This window comes from Methylopila henanensis, from assembly GCF_042681025.1.
GTDB classification, from domain to species: domain Bacteria; phylum Pseudomonadota; class Alphaproteobacteria; order Rhizobiales; family Methylopilaceae; genus Methylopila; species Methylopila henanensis.
The window spans coordinates 498,278-514,354 of record NZ_JBHUER010000001.1 but is presented as its reverse complement, the minus strand read 5'-3'; the positions used below and the strand labels follow the sequence as shown (position 1 = coordinate 514,354).

General features: G+C 69.0%; 15 protein-coding genes and 1 pseudogene. 10 read left to right on the top strand and 6 right to left on the bottom strand.

All coding sequences use genetic code 11. The annotated features are described in order from the left end of the window. Positions 1–296 precede the first annotated feature (296 nt). Positions 297–1,676: a carbohydrate porin gene (locus ACFSCV_RS02510; protein WP_378796660.1), complete on the top strand. Its 1,380-nt coding sequence runs from the start codon at positions 297–299 to the stop codon at positions 1,674–1,676. Positions 1,677–1,698: 22 nt separating this feature from the next. Here the strand turns inward: ACFSCV_RS02510 and ACFSCV_RS02505 are convergent, their stop codons facing one another. Together ACFSCV_RS02505 and ACFSCV_RS02500 are read right to left on the bottom strand one after the other, a co-directional pair. Next, on the bottom strand, positions 1,699–2,598 hold the full coding sequence (locus tag ACFSCV_RS02505; protein ID WP_378796658.1) for an alpha/beta fold hydrolase: 900 nt from the start codon (positions 2,596–2,598) through the stop codon (positions 1,699–1,701). Between the two features lie 22 nt (positions 2,599–2,620). Next, positions 2,621–4,717, bottom strand: coding sequence for a lytic transglycosylase domain-containing protein (locus tag ACFSCV_RS02500; protein ID WP_378796656.1), 2,097 nt, complete (start codon positions 4,715–4,717; stop codon positions 2,621–2,623). Between the two features lie 258 nt (positions 4,718–4,975). Here ACFSCV_RS02500 and dapA point away from each other — a divergent pair, with 258 nt between their 5' ends. From dapA to ACFSCV_RS02485, 3 genes are read left to right on the top strand one after another with little or no spacing between them, the layout of a single operon-like run. Beyond that, positions 4,976–5,878, top strand: coding sequence for a 4-hydroxy-tetrahydrodipicolinate synthase (dapA, locus tag ACFSCV_RS02495; RefSeq protein ID WP_378796654.1), 903 nt, complete (start codon positions 4,976–4,978; stop codon positions 5,876–5,878). A 16-nt stretch (positions 5,879–5,894) separates the two neighbouring features. Continuing rightward, the gene (gene smpB, locus ACFSCV_RS02490; protein ID WP_378796652.1) at positions 5,895–6,371 is read left to right on the top strand and encodes an SsrA-binding protein SmpB; all 477 of its coding nucleotides are present in this window, start codon (positions 5,895–5,897) and stop codon (positions 6,369–6,371) included. Next, the gene (locus tag ACFSCV_RS02485) at positions 6,368–7,189 is read left to right on the top strand and encodes an aminoglycoside phosphotransferase family protein (protein ID WP_378796650.1); all 822 of its coding nucleotides are present in this window, start codon (positions 6,368–6,370) and stop codon (positions 7,187–7,189) included. The genes smpB and ACFSCV_RS02485 overlap by 4 nt, the downstream gene beginning before the upstream one ends. A 3-nt stretch (positions 7,190–7,192) precedes the next feature. Here the strand turns inward: ACFSCV_RS02485 and ACFSCV_RS02480 are convergent, their stop codons facing one another. The 3 genes from ACFSCV_RS02480 to ACFSCV_RS02470 are packed head-to-tail and all read right to left on the bottom strand — an operon-like array spanning position 7,193 to position 9,132. After that, positions 7,193–7,840, bottom strand: a complete 648-nt coding sequence (locus ACFSCV_RS02480; protein ID WP_378796648.1) for a uracil-DNA glycosylase — start codon at positions 7,838–7,840, stop codon at positions 7,193–7,195. A gap of 49 nt (positions 7,841–7,889) precedes the next feature. After that, entirely contained in the window at positions 7,890–8,513 is a 624-nt protein-coding gene (locus ACFSCV_RS02475; RefSeq protein WP_378796646.1) for a hypothetical protein, read from the bottom strand. 31 nt (positions 8,514–8,544) lie between these two features. After that, positions 8,545–9,132 (bottom strand): LabA-like NYN domain-containing protein, encoded by a 588-nt coding sequence (locus ACFSCV_RS02470; RefSeq protein WP_378796644.1) that lies wholly within the window; start codon positions 9,130–9,132, stop codon positions 8,545–8,547. A gap of 167 nt (positions 9,133–9,299) precedes the next feature. Here ACFSCV_RS02470 and rpoZ point away from each other — a divergent pair, with 167 nt between their 5' ends. The 6 genes from rpoZ (at position 9,300) to era (ending at position 15,350) form a co-directional block, all read left to right on the top strand. Beyond that, complete coding sequence (rpoZ, locus tag ACFSCV_RS02465) at positions 9,300–9,686, top strand: DNA-directed RNA polymerase subunit omega (protein WP_378796642.1); 387 nt, start codon at positions 9,300–9,302, stop codon at positions 9,684–9,686. 163 nt (positions 9,687–9,849) lie between these two features. Further along, positions 9,850–12,063 (top strand): RelA/SpoT family protein, encoded by a 2,214-nt coding sequence (locus tag ACFSCV_RS02460; protein ID WP_378796640.1) that lies wholly within the window; start codon positions 9,850–9,852, stop codon positions 12,061–12,063. Between the two features lie 41 nt (positions 12,064–12,104). Beyond that, on the top strand, positions 12,105–12,863 hold the full coding sequence (locus tag ACFSCV_RS02455; RefSeq protein ID WP_378796638.1) for a pyridoxine 5'-phosphate synthase: 759 nt from the start codon (positions 12,105–12,107) through the stop codon (positions 12,861–12,863). An 87-nt stretch (positions 12,864–12,950) separates the two neighbouring features. Beyond that, a complete protein-coding gene (lepB, locus tag ACFSCV_RS02450; protein WP_378796636.1) occupies positions 12,951–13,709 on the top strand; it encodes a signal peptidase I in 759 nt (252 codons plus the stop codon). Further along, positions 13,667–14,425 (top strand): ribonuclease III, encoded by a 759-nt coding sequence (gene rnc / locus ACFSCV_RS02445; RefSeq protein WP_378796634.1) that lies wholly within the window; start codon positions 13,667–13,669, stop codon positions 14,423–14,425. Before lepB ends, rnc begins: the two co-directional genes overlap by 43 nt. Beyond that, positions 14,418–15,350: a GTPase Era gene (gene era, locus ACFSCV_RS02440; protein WP_378796632.1), complete on the top strand. Its 933-nt coding sequence runs from the start codon at positions 14,418–14,420 to the stop codon at positions 15,348–15,350. Before rnc ends, era begins: the two co-directional genes overlap by 8 nt. Before the next feature lie 111 nt (positions 15,351–15,461). On the opposite strand, the pseudogene ACFSCV_RS02435 reads toward era, so the two are convergent. Then, a pseudogene (locus tag ACFSCV_RS02435) lies at positions 15,462–16,077 on the bottom strand (ribonuclease E/G); the annotation flags it as partial.

Genomic DNA, 16,077 nt, shown 5'->3' with positions numbered 1-16,077 from the left:
GTTTTCGTTTGTGGGCCGGTCTGATGTCCGTCAGTGCATCGGAGGCGGCTGTTCGAAGCTTGTCGCATTATTATTGTAATTATTCTTAAGTGAGGGAGTGGGTCGGCCTTCTCCATTAAGCTGAGTGCGCAAAAGATTTTCGATAACGTGTTTGTTACAAGTTGCGGCGTGCTGCGCGAATGCGCAAGATGAAGTTGCGAGCGGTTCGCGAGGGGAAGCACGGGGACCCGCATGACCGGGCGGTTTCCGGCTCGATCGGTTTCCGGCCGGCTGGCGCTATATCACGGGGCGAATTGATGAGCAGGCTAAAGAACTCGAGCGCGGCGATCGCGCTGATGGGCGCGCTTGCGCTTTCCGCCGGCGCCGCGGGAAACGCGGTCGCCGCCGACGCGCCTGCCGGTGTTGAAGGCGGGTCGTCGTTCTGGGCCGACCTGTTCACCCGCGAGAAGCTCACCGGCGACTGGGGCGGGGCCCGCACGAAGCTCGAGGACGCCGGCGTCGCGTTCGAAGCGAGCTTCACCGGAGACGCCACCCGCAACGTCTCCGGCGGCCTCAGCCGGGGCGGCGGCTTCACCGGGCTGTTCCAGTTCGCGCTCGATTTCGATCTGGAGAAGATCGCAGGCTGGGAGGGCGCGGAGATCCACGCCGGCGCCTATGTGATCACGGGGCATGGCCTGTCGACCTACCGGATCGGCAACCTGCTCGCGGTGTCGGGGGCCGAAGCCGACAACCTGACGCGCCTCGCGGAGGTCTACTTCAAGCAGACCCTGCTCGACGGGCGTTTCGTGTTCAAGATCGGCCAGCTCGCCGCCGATGGCGACTTCGTCACCAGTGACACCGCCGGCCTGTTCGTCAACTCGGCCTTCGGCTGGCCGGGCCTCAACGGCGTCGACCTCCCCGGCGGCGGCCCGGCCTATCCCGTGCCGACGCCCGGCGTTCACGTCGCCTACGCCGTCAACGACCAGCTTTCGTTCCAGGCCGGCCTCTACAGCGGCGATCCGCTCGACGACGACGGCAAGAACAATGGCGGCGTCACCTTCACCGTCGACCGCGGCGTGTTCGTCATCGCCGAGGCGGCCTACGCCACCGACGCCGTCGGCGGCCTGCCCGGCGTCTACAAGGTCGGCGGCTGGTACAACTCCAACGACTTCGACGACCTGCGCTTCGCCCGCAACGGCCTCTCGCTCGCCGATCCCGGCGCGGACGACCCGAAGCGCCATGACGGCTCATACGCCCTCTACGGCGTGATCGACCAGACCGTCTGGAAGGCGGGCGAGGGCGAGCAGGCGCTGTCGGTGTTCGCGCGTGCGGTGATCGCGCCGCAGTCGAACCGCAACCTGATCGACTACTATTTCGACGCCGGCTTCAACCTGAAGGCCCCGTTCGCGGGCCGCGACAACGACGTGTTCGGCGTGGCGGTCGCCTACGCGCACATCAGCGACCGGGCCCGCAAGCTCGACCGCGACACGATCCGCCTCGGGTCGGCAGGTCCGGTCCGCAGCTCGGAGCTCGCGGTCGAGGCGTCGTACCAGGCCGAGGTCGCGCCGTGGCTGAAGGCGCAGCCGTTCGCGCAGTACATCGTGCGTCCCGGCGGCGGCGATCCGCATCCCGATCACCCGAACCGGCGCATCCGGAACGCGACCGTGCTTGGGCTTCGCACCACCGTCGATTTCTGAGCCGGCGACCGCGCTTCGCGCCTCAAGCGCGCTCGCGGGCCGCGACCTCGGCGACGAAGGCTGCGATCGCGTCAAACGTAGGGCGGTCCGCGAGCTGCGGCGCATGGCCTTCGCCCGGAACCTCGATCGCGGCCATGTCGGGACGGCGCGCCCGCATGGCAGCGAAGGTCTCGGCGCTCAGGATGTCCGAGGCTGAGCCGCGAATCGCCATCAGAGGCGTCGCGGCCAGCGCGTCGAACAAAGTCCACAGCGGGGGCAGGGGCTTCGTCAGGTCGAGCCCTTCGAAGGTTCTAACCAGCGCCGGATCGGCGAGAGCCACGAACTCGTGGCCCTCCTGCCGCCACGTGCGCCGGGCGATGCGTTCGAAATCCGTGGAGCCGAGCGCGGTGAAGCGCTCCGCCATCAGCGCGGCGACGGCGTCCGTGGCCTCTCGCCAGTTCCGAGGCGCGGCGCGTTCCTTGAGATAGTCGCGGATGCGGATCAGGCCGTCTGGCTCGATCACCGGACCGATGTCGTTGAGCACGATTCCGGCGACAACGGAGGGACGGATGGCCGCGAGCATCATGGCCTGCATGCCGCCGCGCGACGTGCCGACAAGGATCGCCCTGCCGACGCCGAGCGCGTCGAGCACGGTCAGGATGTCGCCGGTCTCGACCGTGACGTCGTACCGCTTCGGGTCGGGATCGCGGTCGGACAGACCACGGCCGCGCGCGGAGATCGCAAGCACCCGTCGTCCGCCGCCTTCGGGCGAGGCCAGATGCTCCGCAAGCTCGGTGAAGTCCTCGAGAGGGCGCGACAGGCCCGGCAGGCAGACGACAGGCGGACTTTCGGCGTCCGCAGGCGTCCAGTCCCGCACATGCAGCGAAGGGCCGTGAATGGTAGCGACGCGCCTGTCCTGGGGGGCGGACGCGCCGCTCGTCACGGGCGCAGGCCTACGCCTGCTATCACTCGCCGCCGCGCGCCATGTCGCGTTCGATCAGCAGGGCGGTGCGGCCGTTGAGGCGCGTGCGGTAGACCTGCGTGTTCTCCAGCACGCGCTGCACGTAGTTGCGCGTCTCCGTGAACGGGATGCGCTCGACCCAGTCGACCGGATCGGTGTCGGGCTTGCGCGGGTCGCCGTAGCGCCGGACCCATTCGATGACGCGGCTGGAGCCGGCGTTGTAGGCGGCGAAGACCATGACGTAGGAGCCGCGGAAATCGCGGGCGAGTTCGCCGAGATGAGCGGCGCCGAGCTGCGCGTTGAACGCCGCGTCGGTGGTCAGGCGCTCGGCGTTGAAGGGCACGCCCGCCGCCTTCGCCGTCCGTGCGGCGGTCGTGGGCAGAAGCTGCAGCAGTCCGCGCGCGTTGGCGTGGCTCACGGCCCTCGGGTTGAAGGAGCTTTCCTGTCGCGCGATGGCGTGGACGACCGGAGTCTCGATCGCGGGGCCCACCGGCTTGAAGGCCGGAATGCCGCCGGTCGGATAGGCGAGCACGTCCATCGGGAAGCCGCTGTTGATGCCGGCCCTGCCGACGACGAGGGTCGCGCGCGGGTCCTTGTTCCGCTGCGTCAGTTCGCCGAGCAGGGTGAGCTCGCCGCCGCTGCGCAGGTCTTCGGCGAGGCCGGCGACCATGGGCAGCGCGAGCTCCTTGTCGCCCACCCGGTACAGCAGATCGATGGCGCGCACCGAAAGCCGGGAGTTGAAGGTGGCGCGGTCGGCCGAGGTTGGCTCGGGAAGCCTGCGCACGGGCAGGTCCGCGAGTTTCAGGCGCGCGCGGGCGATCTGGCCGTAGTAGCTCGTGATATGGCGGCTGGCGCGCTCGTAGGAGGCGCGTGCGGCGGCCTGATCGCCTAGCGCCTCGAGCGCGCGGCCCTGCCAGTAGAGGGCGCGCGACAGCGTGCCCGGAATGGTCGCCTGCGACTGCACGACGGTGAAGTGGCGGTAGGCGGCGCGGCCGTCGCCGAGCGCCCGCAGCGCGATGAAGCCGGCGAGCATCTCGGACTCGATCCGGTCGGTGTCGGATCTGGCTTCGGTGCGGCGGATCAGCTCGTAGGCGCCGCGGGCGTCGCCGAGGTCGAGGAGGTCGCGCGCGATCACGCGGCGCTCCACGGACCACGCGTCGGGGTCTGCGAGGGCGGTCGCGCTCAGCGGCGCGCGGGCTAGCATGGCCGCCGCCTCCTTTGGGCGGTCGGCGCGGCGCGCATGCCGGGCGCTTGCGAATATGAAGGCGGGATCGGAGCGCGCTCCGGTCGGTACGGCGGCGAGGGCGGCGGGAGCGTCCGGCCGCCGGCGGATCACGGCGGCGATCGCCTTGCCGACGGCGACGTAGGAGCCGCCGACGCGCGCCGCGGCCCGCAGGCCGGCGTCCACGTTGTCGTTCAGAAACTGTCGTTCGGCGCGGGCGCGGTGGTCGGCAGTCGTCAGCAGCGGGCCGAACCGCGAAAGCGCCTGGGCCTCAAGGTTTCCGGCGAGATCCTCCGTCCGCCAGGCCTCGCGGGCGACCGTCGCGGCGGCGTCCTTCTGGCCGGCGTCGAGCAGGGCGCGGGCGAGCGCCAGCTTGCCCTCGGCCCGCTTCGGCTTGCCGTTCTGGGCGAAGAAGGCGCGGACCGTCGCGCCGTTGACGTTCTCGAGCCACAGCGCCTCCTCGGCGCGGCGGCGGACCATGCTCATGGTCGGCCAGTCGCGGTGGGCGCGCAGGAAGCTGTTGATGCGGTCGAAGCCGACCTGGCGGGAGGCGAAGCGGATCGACAGCCAGTCGACCAGCGCCACCGCGCCGGGATCGCGCAAGGAGGCGCGCACGGCCATCGCGCCGCCAAGGTCGCCGCGCTGGAACGCGGCGACCGCCGCCTTCACCTGCGCCACGTCCGCGGACTGCACCGTCGGGCTCGGCGCGACGCGCGAGGCCGGGGCGATCGCGCCGGTGACGTTGGTGGCGTCGTAGGCAACGACGAAGCTCTGCTCGGGGGCGGCGACGGTCTCGCCGCCGTCCTCGGCGTAGGCGGCCTGCGCCGCAAGCAGGCTGGACGCGGCGACGCCGCGAAGGAGGGCTCTGAACGCAGACATCGGCTCTCGGCTTCGGAGCGGGCCCCCGAGGGAGCCGGCGTTTGGATTGGATTAGCCACAGTTTCGCCGCCTCCGCTTTACGAAACGCTAACCGAGACCGGCGGGCCATCACCGGGAGTGATGAGGACGATCACGATCATGCGGGCTTTTCGTGACGGTCGCCCACGTCTATCAAGGGGCCCCATCTGGCGGAGGCGGCGACGTCTTCGCCGGCTCCGCCGCCGCGGGGCCCGACCTCCGCATCCGGAGCCGACGCAAATGACTGCGCATACCGTTTTCCGTGGCTCGATGCCCGCGCTCGTCACCCCGATGAAGGACGGCGGCGAGCTCGACGAGGGCGCCTTCCGCTCCCTGGTCGACTGGCAGATCGCGTCGGGCACCCATGGCCTGGTGCCGGTCGGCACCACGGGCGAAAGCCCGACGCTGACCCATGACGAGCACAACAAGGTCGTCGAGTGGTGCGTGCAGGAGACGCGCGGGCGCGTGCCGGTCATCGCGGGAGCTGGCTCGAACTCCACCCTTGAGGCGATCAGCCTCGCGCGCCACGCGGAGAAGGTCGGCGCGGACGGGCTGCTGGTCGTCACGCCCTATTACAACAAGCCGACGCAGGAGGGGCTCTACGCCCACTTCAAGGCGATCAACGACGCTGTCGGCCTGCCGATCCTGATCTACAACATTCCCGGCCGCTCGGTCGTGGACATGACCGTTGACACCATGGCGCGGCTCTACGAGCTCAAGAACATCGCCGGCGTGAAGGACGCGACCGCGAACGTGGCGCGCGTCAGCCTGCAGCGCGCCAAGATGGGCGCGGACTTCCTGCAGTTCTCCGGCGAAGACATCACCGCGCTCGGCTTCATGGCCCATGGCGGCCACGGCTGCATCTCGGTGACGGCGAACGTCGCGCCGGCCGAATGCGCGGCGTTCCAGGAGGCGTGCATCGCCGGCGACTACGTCACCGCGCGCGCCTACCAGGACAAGCTGACGCCGCTGCACACCGGCCTGTTCTGCGAGACGAGCCCCGGTCCGGTGAAGGTCGGCCTCGCGATGCTGGGCCGCTGCTCGGAGACCATGCGGCTGCCGATGGTCCCGGTCGCCGAATCGACCCGTGGCGTCGTGCGCGCCGCGCTCGCGCACGCGGGACTCGTTTCCGGGAACGCGTGACCCCACATTCCCGCCCATGAACGCCAAGGCCCCCAATCCGCGCTACAAGATCGCCGCCGAGAACCGGAAGGCTCGCCACAACTACGAGATCGGCGAGACGTTCGAGGCCGGCATCGCGCTCGCCGGAACCGAAGTGAAGTCGCTGCGCCTAGGCAAGGCGACGATCGGGGAGGCTTACGCCGCGGAGTACGGCGGCGAGCTGTTCCTCTATAACTCCTACATCCCCGAGTACCTGCAGGCGAACCGTTTCAACCACGAGACGCGGCGCCCGCGGAAGCTCCTGCTGCACAAGAACCAGATCAACAAGCTCGCCGGCGCCGTGACCCGAGAAGGGCTGACCGTCGTTCCGCTGAAGATCTACTTCAACGAACAGGGCCGGGCGAAAGTCGAGATCGCGCTCGCGCGCGGCAAGAAGCTCCACGACAAGCGCGAAGCCGACAAGGAGCGCACCTGGAACCGGGACAAGTCGCGCATCATGCGCGACCGGGGGTGAGCCGGGAGCCCCGACACGACTTCGAGCCGTGGCTTACCGTCTGGCGGCTCGCGCCCGACGGCGAGCCGATCGTTACGCCGTCAAGTCGCCTGCTGCCGGTCCGCAGCTCTGCCGGCGCGGACTTGATGTTGAAGATCGCGACCGCGCATGAGGAGCGCTCAGGCGCGGCTTTCATGGTCTGGCGGGCAGGCGAGGGCGCAGCCGGCGTGATGGCCCACGAGGGCGACGCGTTGCTGATGGCGCGGGCGACCGGCCCACGCTCCTTGAAGCGAATGGCGGAAACGGGCGACGATGACGAGGCGACGCTTGTCCTCTGCGGGGTTGTCGCTGCGCTGCATGGACCGCGCTTGGCGCCGCCCGCGGCTTTGGTCCCGCTCGCCCGATGGTTCGATAGCCTGCTCGCCGCCGGGGGGCATGGCGGCCTTGTCGCCCGTTGCGCCGCGACGGCGCATGAGTTGCTCGACGCGCCGTCTGAAGTCGTCCCGCTGCACGGAGACATCCACCACGGCAACGTCTTGGATTTCGGCCGGGATGGATGGCTCGCGATCGATCCAAAGGGCTTGATGGGCGAACGTGCGTTTGACTACGCAAATCTGTTCTGTAACCCGACTGTCGATCTGGCGCGTGAGCCAAATGTGCTGGCGCGAAGACTGAAGATCGTTTCCGCCGCTGCTTCGCTCGATCCGGAGCGGCTGCTCAAATGGGTGCTCGCGTGGGCGGCGTTGTCCGCCATCTGGAACGTCGAGGACGGCAAGACGACCGATCCCGACCTGACCATCGCGGAGATCGCGGCCGCGGAGCTCGACCGCCGCCTGTAACGCTCACCGTGCGTCCAGAAACGCCCGCACCCGCGAAAACACCGCTTCGAACATCTCGGTCGTCAGCACGCCCGTGTTCGTGTTGTAGCGGGAGCAGTGATAGCTGTCGAAAAGGGTGAGCCGGCCGACGTCGTGCTCGGCGCCGTGGCCGAACGGGGCGGAGGCGAGCCGGACGCCGAGCGCGCGGCAGACGCTGTCGTGGGAGATGCGTCCGAGCGCGACCACGGCGCCGCCGTCGGCGACCGCCGCGATCTCGCTCGCGAGGAAGGGCCTACAATTGCCGATCTCGGCGCCGACCGGCTTGTTCTCCGGCGGCACGCAGCGCACGGCGTTGGTCACGCGCGCGCCGACAAGGATCAGGCCGTCGTCCGGGCGCTCGTCATAGTCGCCCTCGGCGAACCCGAACTTCAGCAGCGTCGCGTAGAGCAGGTCGCCGGCCCAGTCGCCGGTGAACGGGCGCCCCGTGCGGTTCGCCCCCTGGAGGCCGGGAGCGAGGCCCACGATCAGCAGGCGCGGGCGCTCGGGGCCGAAGGATGGGACCGGCGCGTTATGCCACTCCGGCCGGCGCGTGCGTTGCTCCTCGCGGAACGCCACGAGGCGCGGGCAGGCCGGGCATTCGCGGGGCGGCTCAAGGGAGGAACTTTCGGGCATGGGCGAAATCGCAGGTTCGGACCGGTCGCCGACTTCGAGGCCGGTTGGCCTAGTGCAGCTTGGTCGTCTCGATGACGAGATTTGGCGACGAGATTGAAACATCCTCTCCCCATCCCCACAGCGTAATCTCGCCCGAAGCCAACCGCCGGAAGGCGTCGGGAAGAACGCGGCTCGAACCAATTTTGGCCACCGCCATATTGTGTATTTGACGTCGCAGCTTACCAAAAATAGAGTTAAGCATTTTCCAGTCGACTTCGTCGAGATGATCCACAGGATAAATCGATCGACTTCGAGCTCCTGCCAAATTCCAGGCGCTGAAGACGGTATTTTGGAGACAATTGCGAGAATTTCTCTGCCATCCATACCAGTTGAAGCCAATCAGCGCTGGGCCGACCAGTTTCTGCAGGTTTATGTTGCCGGGGTCTGGAGGGTAACGCTCGTCGCGGGGCGTGAGATCGAGAACGGGAGCGCCGCCGGCCAACGAGGGGTGCAGCTTTAGAGAGATATACGGCTCCGCAGCCCGGGCTTCTCGGACTTCCTCGGCCGAGAAGAACTCTCGGAGCGGCCTATCTCCATGAACCGCAGCTTCGTAAACGCGCATCCCGGGCAACGCGAACGCCAACTTCCAGACCTCGAACTCGTCGATCTCCGTCGCAAAAAAGCTGATCTGCATCCTGCGGAGCTCCGCCCGGGTGCGGCCGCCCTTACGGCTCCGGCGTGGTGTCGATCGGCGCCGTGCGGCGCGCGTCGCGGGCGGCGCGCTCGGACGGGTCGCGGCCGATCTTCGCGCCGAGATCGGCGAGGTCGAGGAAGTGGTCCGCGCGGCGGCGCAGGTCGTCGGCGATCATGGCGGGCTGCGTCGTCACGGTCGAGACGACGGTCACGCGCACGCCGCGGCGCTGCATGGCGGCGACCAGCGGGGTGAAGTCGCCGTCGCCCGAGAACAGCACCATGTGGTCGATGTGCTCGGCCATCTCCAGCGCGTCGATCGCGAGCTCGATGTCGAGGTTGCCCTTCACCTTGCGCCGGCCCTGGCTGTCGGTGAACTCCTTGGTCGGCTTGGTGACCACGGTGTAACCGTTGTAGTCGAGCCAGTCGATCAGCGGGCGGATGGTGGAGACTTCAAGGTCTTCGGACAGCGCGGTGTAGTAATAGGCCCGGATCAGGTAGCCGCGGCCCTGGAAGTCGCGCAGCAGCCGCCGGAAATCGATGTCGAAGCCGACGCCACGGGCGGTGGCGTAAAGGTTGGCGCCGTCGATGAACAGGCCGAGGCGCTCGTCCGAATAGAACATGATCGCAAACTTTCTGATGCAATACCGAGGTTCGAAAAAGTAAGGCGGCCGAGGGCGCGCGAAGCCGCGGCGCCCGTCCTGCCGTCACGGTCCTTGCCACACGAACGGCCTCGCGGTAAAGACCGCGATCAATCCCGTACCGTCGCAATAGAAGGAGCGGACGCCCCATGGCCCGCGTCACCGTCGAGGATTGCATCGACAAGGTCGAAAACCGGTTCGAGCTCGTGCTGCTCGCCGGTCATCGCGCCCGTTTGATCTCGTCCGGCTCGCCGATCACGGTGGACCGCGACAACGACAAGAATCCAGTCGTCGCGCTGCGCGAGATCGCCGATGAGACCGTCCAGCCGGAAGATCTCAAGGAAGACCTGATCCACTCGCTGCAGAAGTACGTCGAGGTGGACGAGCCGGAGGCCGAGACGGTTCCGGCGCTGGCGGGCTCCGCCGGATCGTCCGACGACGACGGCAACGTCACCTTCGACCGCATGACGGAGGAAGACCTCCTGCGCGGCCTCGAGGGGCTGGTGCCGCCGGCGGAGACCGACGACGAGGAGTGAGCCGCCTCAAGCTCACGGATGGAATGAAAAGCGCCGCGGCGAGCATCGTCTCCTGCGGCGCTTTTGCGTCATGCGGCGCATGAACTTGTGCGCCGGCGCGAAGCCGACGATATCTTCGGAACCAGGCGCCCTGACGCGCAGATTCCACCCCGGCGATCGCCCCATGATGCGGCAGTACGAGCTCGTCGAGCGCGTAAAGGCCTACAATCCCAACGCCGACGAGGCGTTGCTCAACCGCGCTTATGTCTATGCGATGAAGGCGCATGGGCTGCAGCGGCGCGCGTCCGGCGATCCATACTTCTCGCACCCGCTCGAAGTCGCCGCGATTCTCACAGATCTCCGGCTCGACGACGCCACCATCGTGGCGGCGCTTCTGCACGACACGATCGAGGACACCGATGCGACCCGCGACGAGATCGACGCCCTGTTCGGGCAGCAGATCGGCCGGCTGGTCGAGGGCCTGACGAAGCTCAAGAAGCTCGACCTCGTCACCAAGGAGGCCGCGCAGGCGGAGAACCTGCGCAAGCTGCTGCTCGCCATCGCGGACGACGTGCGCGTGCTGCTGGTGAAGCTCGCCGATCGTCTGCACAACATGCGCACGCTGCATTTCGTGCCCCCCGCCAAGCGCGCCCGCGTCGCTCAGGAGACGGTCGACCTCTACGCGCCGCTCGCCGGCCGCATGGGCATGCAGGGCGTGCGCGACGAACTCGACGACATCGGCTTTCGCACGCTCTACCCGGAGGCCTACGAGACCATCGTCGGCCGGCTGAACCGCCTGCGCGAGCGCAACGTCGACGCCATCGCCGACATCCAGCGCTCGTTCGAGGAGCGTTTCGAGGGGGCGGGCCTGCAGGCGACGGTGACGGGCCGCGCCAAGAAGCCCTACTCGATCTGGCGCAAGATGGAGCGCAAGTCGGTCGCGTTCGAACAGTTGTCCGACATCTTCGGCTTCCGCGTGCTCGTGGCCGACGTCCCGAGCTGCTATCGCGCGCTCGGCATCCTGCACTCCGGCTGGCCGACCGTGCCCGGGCGCTTCAAGGACTACATCTCGACGCCCAAGGAGAACGACTACCGTTCGATCCACACCACGATCGTGGGGCCCGGCCACCAGCGCGTCGAGCTCCAGATCCGCACGGAGGCGATGCAGCGCTTCGCGGAGTACGGCATCGCGGCGCACGCGCTCTACAAGGACGGACTCGGCGGCGACAATGACGAACTGGCCCGCGAGAGCCGCGCCTATGGCTGGCTGCGGCGCACGGTCGAGTTGCTCGCCGAGGGCGACAACCCGGAAGAGTTCCTCGAGCACACCAAGCTCGAGCTGTTCAACGATCAGGTGTTCTGCTTCACGCCGAAGGGGCGGCTGATCGCGCTGCCGCGCGGCGCGACGCCGATCGACTTCGCCTACGCCGTCCACACCAATGTCGGCAACGGCTGCGTCGGCGCAAAGATCAACGGCCACACGGAAGCGCTCGTCACCGAGCTCAAGAACGGCGACGAGGTGGAGATCATCCGCTCCGACGCCCAGGTGCCTCCCGCGGCCTGGGAGGCCGTGGTCGTCACCGGCAAGGCGCGCGCCGCGATCCGTCGCGCCACCCGCGCCGCGGTGCGCGCGCAATACGCCGGGCTCGGCCGCCAGATCGTGCAGCGCGCCTTCGAGCGCAACGGCAAGGCGTTCTCCGACGAGCGGCTGCGGACCTCGCTCCACCGTCTCGCCCGCGCGTCGATCGACGACGTCCTGGCGGCCGTCGGCCGCGGCGAGATGCACTCGCTGGACGTGGTGCGCGCCGTCTACCCGGATGTGAAAGACGAGCGGCCGCAGACTTCGCTCGGGGTCCCTGCGCCGGCGAACGGCTGGTTCGGGCTGGAGCAGGCCGGCGCGCTGCGCTTCAAGGCGCCCGGCGTCGAGGATGCCGATTCGCCGCATCCGTCGATTCCGATCCGGGGTTTGCGCGGCGACCTGCCGGTGCGCTTCGCGCCGGACGGCGGCGCCGTGCCGGGCGACCGCATCGTCGGCATTCTCGATCCCGGCGAGGGGATCACGATCTACCCGATCCAGTCGCCGGCGCTGAAGGAGTTCGACGACCATCCCGAGCGCTGGCTCGACGTGCGCTGGGACGTGGATCTCGGCCGGCGCGAGCGTTTCCCCGTGCGGATCGTCGTGACCTCCATCAACGAGCCCGGCTCGCTCGCGCGCATCACCGAGGTGATCGGCTCCTACGAGGCGAACATCGACGACGTGCGCATGATCTCGCGCTCGCCGGACTTCCACGACATCCTGTTCGACCTCGGCGTGTTCGACATCAAGCACCTCGGCGCCATCATCGCGGATCTGCGGCAGACGCCGGTGGTCAGCAATGTGGAACGCGTGAACGGCTGAGCGCGCCGCGCCTCAAACCAAGAAGACGAAGACCAGACGCCATGGGCGAGACAATCAGGCTTGGAGTGAACATCGATCATGTCGCGACGGTGAGGAACGCGCGCGGCGGCGCGCATCCCGATCCGGTGCGCTTCGCCCGGATCGCGGCGGAGGCTGGCGCGGACGGCGTGACGGCGCATTTGCGCGAGGATCGCCGCCACATCCGCGACGCCGACATCGACCGGCTGCGCGCCGAGATCGCCCTGCCGCTGAACTTCGAAATGGCCGCGACGCCGGAGATGCTGGCGGTCGCGCTCAGGATCAGGCCGAACGCGGCCTGCCTTGTGCCCGAGAAGCGCGAGGAGCGGACCACCGAGGGCGGTCTCGACGTGGTCGGCCAGAAGGGGACGGTCGCGCCGGTCGTGAAGGAGCTGACGGCCGCCGGCGTCCGCGTCTCGCTGTTCGTGGAGCCGGACGAGGCCGCGCTGGAGCAGGCCGCGCTGATGGGCGCGGCGATCGTCGAGCTGCACACGGGGACTTGGTGCGAGGCGCTGGCCGCGGGCGAGCGCGACGCGGCGGACAAGGAGTTCGCCCGGCTGAAGGCGGGCGCCGCTCTTGCGGCCTCGCTCGGGCTCGAAGTGCACGCCGGCCATGGCCTCGACTATGCGAGCGCCGAGGCGATCGCAGCGCTGCCGGAGATCGCCGAGCTCAACATCGGGCATTTCATGATCGGGGAGGCGCTCGCGGTCGGCCTCGCCGAGACGGTGCGCGTCATGAAGGCCGCCATGGCGCGTGGACGGGCCTCCGCCGAAACGCGGTGAGGCTGTTCGCCTCGATTTACCTTTCCCGCCGCGAGGTCTATCACGGCCTCCGGCCCGCGGGCGGCGCGCCCAGCAGACGGAAAAGCGATGAGCGTAACCACGGACAAGAAGAAGAGCGCCGAGGGCGGGTTCGTCGAGATCGTCAAGATCGTCGTGCAGGCCCTGCTGATCGCTGTCGTGATCCGGACGGTGCTGTTCCAGCCGTTCAACATCCCGTCAGGATCGATGGAGAAGACGCTGCTCGTCGGCGACTATCTGTTCGTGTCCAAATACGCCTACGGCTACAGCCGGCACTCGCTGCCGTTCAGCCCGCCCATCGGCGAGGGGCGCCTGTTCGGCGCCATGCCGAAGCGTGGCGACATCGCCGTGTTCAAGCTGCCCACGGACAACTCCACCGACTACATCAAGCGCGTGATCGGGCTGCCGGGCGACCGCATCCAGATGATGGACGGCGTGCTGATCATCAACGGCAAGCCGGTGCCGAAGGAGCGCCTCGACGACTACGTCGAGCGGCTGTCGGACGGCCAGACGCGCCGCATCCCCCGCTATCGCGAGACCCTCGACAACGGCGTCAGCTACGACGTGCTCGATATGGTCGAGAACGGCTTCCTCGACAACACGCCGGTCTACACGGTGCCCGAGGGGCATCTGTTCATGATGGGCGACAACCGCGACAACTCCACCGACAGCCGCGTCCAGTCCGCGGTCGGCTATGTGCCGTTCGACAACCTCGTGGGCCGGGCGGAGCTGCTGTTCTTCTCGGTGGAGCGCGGCGAGCCGGCCTGGGCGGTGTGGAAGTGGCCGTGGACCGTGCGCTGGTCGCGCATCGGCACGTCGCTCAGATGAAGCGGCGCGCCGCGGCGCATAAGGAGCTCGAGGCGAAGCTCGGCCACGCCTTCGCCGACGGCTCGCTGCTCGAGCGCGCCCTGACGCACATCAGCGCCGCCAAGGCGTCCGACGGCCGGCTCGGCAGCTACCAGCGGCTCGAGTTTCTCGGCGACCGCGTGCTGGGGCTCGCGATCGCCAGCATGCTGATCGAAGCCTTCCCGACGTCGGACGAAGGCGATCTCTCGCGCCGTCTGGCGGAGCTCGTGCGGGCGGAGGCCTGTGCGGAGGTCGCGGCGGCGATGGAGCTTGCGCCCTTTATCCGGCTCGGCGCCGGCGAGGCCAGTTCCGGCGGCCGGAAGAAGACCGCCATCCTCGCCGACATCTGCGAGGCGGTGATCGGCGCGGTCTACGTGGACGGCGGCTACGAGCCGGCGCGGGATCTGGTGGACAGGTTCTGGCGCGAGCGCATGCTGGCTCCGCGCCGCCCGCTGCGGGACGCCAAGACCGAGCTGCAGGAATGGGCCCAGGGACGGGGCCTGCCAACGCCCATCTATCAGGAAGTCGAGCGCTCAGGCCCCGATCACAGCCCGCGTTTCCGCGTGGCGGTGATCGTGGGCGGCCTCGGCGAGGCCGAGGGCGTCGGCCGCTCGAAACGCGAGGCGGAACAGTTCGCCGCGCGATCATTGCTGGCGGACGCCGGAGTGGCGCGCCCGGAGGAGACGGATCATGTCTGAGCCCGACGCGGCTCCCGAAATTCCCGAGGGCGAGACCCGCTGCGGCTTCGTCGCGCTCGTGGGCGCGCCGAACGCCGGCAAGTCCACGCTGCTGAACGCGCTGGTGGGCGCCAAGGTCTCGATCGTCAGCCACAAGGTGCAGACGACGCGCGCGCTCGTGCGCGGCCTCGTCATCTCGGGCGGCGCCCAGATCGTGTTCGTGGACACGCCCGGCATCTTCGCGCCGAAGCGCCGTCTCGACCGCGCCATGGTCACCACCGCCTGGGGCGGGGCGGGCGACGCCGATCTCGTCGGTCTGCTGATCGACGTCCGCAAGGGCCTCGACGACGACAACCTGGCGATCCTCGACAAGCTCGCCGACAGCGGGCGCCGCAAGGTGCTGATCCTCAACAAGATCGACCAGGTGCGCCGCGACGCCCTGCTCGCGATCGCGCAGGAGGCGGCGGCGCGCGCGGCGTTCGAGCGGGTGTTCATGGTGTCGGCGCTCACCGGCGACGGCGTGAAGGACCTCGTCGCCTATTTCGCGGACGAGATGCCAGCCAGCCCCTGGCTCTACCCGGCCGACGACATCTCGGACCTGCCGCTGCGGGCTCTGGCCGCCGAGATCACCCGCGAGAAGCTGTTCGCGCGGCTGCACGACGAACTGCCCTACGCCTCGACCGTCGAGACCGAGAAATGGGAGACGCGCGCGGACGGCTCCGTGCGCGTCGAGCAGACGATCTACGTCGAGCGCGAAAGCCAGAAGCGCATCGTCATTGGCAAGGGCGGACAGACGGTCAAGGAAATCTCCATGCACGCGCGCAAGGAGATATCCGAGATCGCGGAGACGCCGGTGCACCTGTTCCTGTTCGTGAAGGTGCGCGAGAACTGGGCCGACGATCCTGAGCGCTACCGCGAGATGGGGCTGGAGTTCCCGCGCGGCTGACGAGCGGCAGGGGCGCGGACGGCGCGAGCGTCCCGCCGAAAGCGCCGAAAAGAAAAAAGGCCCGGGCGTCAGCCCGGGCCTTTTCGCATTCATTGGGTCGAGCCCGTGGGCTCAGCCGCCGAAGACCTTGCGGCTCCACCAGCCGGTGCGGCGCGGGCGCGAGGGGTCGACGGCGACCTCCTCGAGCTCCGGCGAGCGCGTCGGGGCCTCGGGCTGCGCTTCGGGTTCGGGCGCGGTCTCGACCTCGGCCGGGCCGTTCACCAGAACCGTCTCCTCGGCCGCAGCGGTCTCCTCGACCGGAGCAGGCGCCTCGTCGACCGGCTCGACCGGCGGCGGCGACACGGCCGCGACGCCCTGCGCGATGTCGGTCGGCTCGGCCGCGACGTCGGAGACGACGGCTTCGGCCGCAACGGCCTCCGTCGGCTCGTCCGAAGCGTCGGCGTCCTTGCGATTGCGCCGGCCGCCGCGGCGGCCGCGGCGGCGGCGCTTGCCGTCGTCCTCGCCCTCGTCCGTAGCTTTTTCCTCGGCCGGAGCGGCCTCGACGGCGCCGTTCTCCTCGGGCGCCGCGGCTGCGGTCACCGCCAGAGGCTCCTCCGCCGCCACGTCGCTCACGACCGGCTCCTCGCCGCCGTTCGGCTCCGCGTCGGACTCCTCGCCCTCGTCGTCGGATTCGCCGGCCGCGCCCTGAACGCCGTTCGGCTCGCCGCCGCCGCGCCGCCGCCGCCTG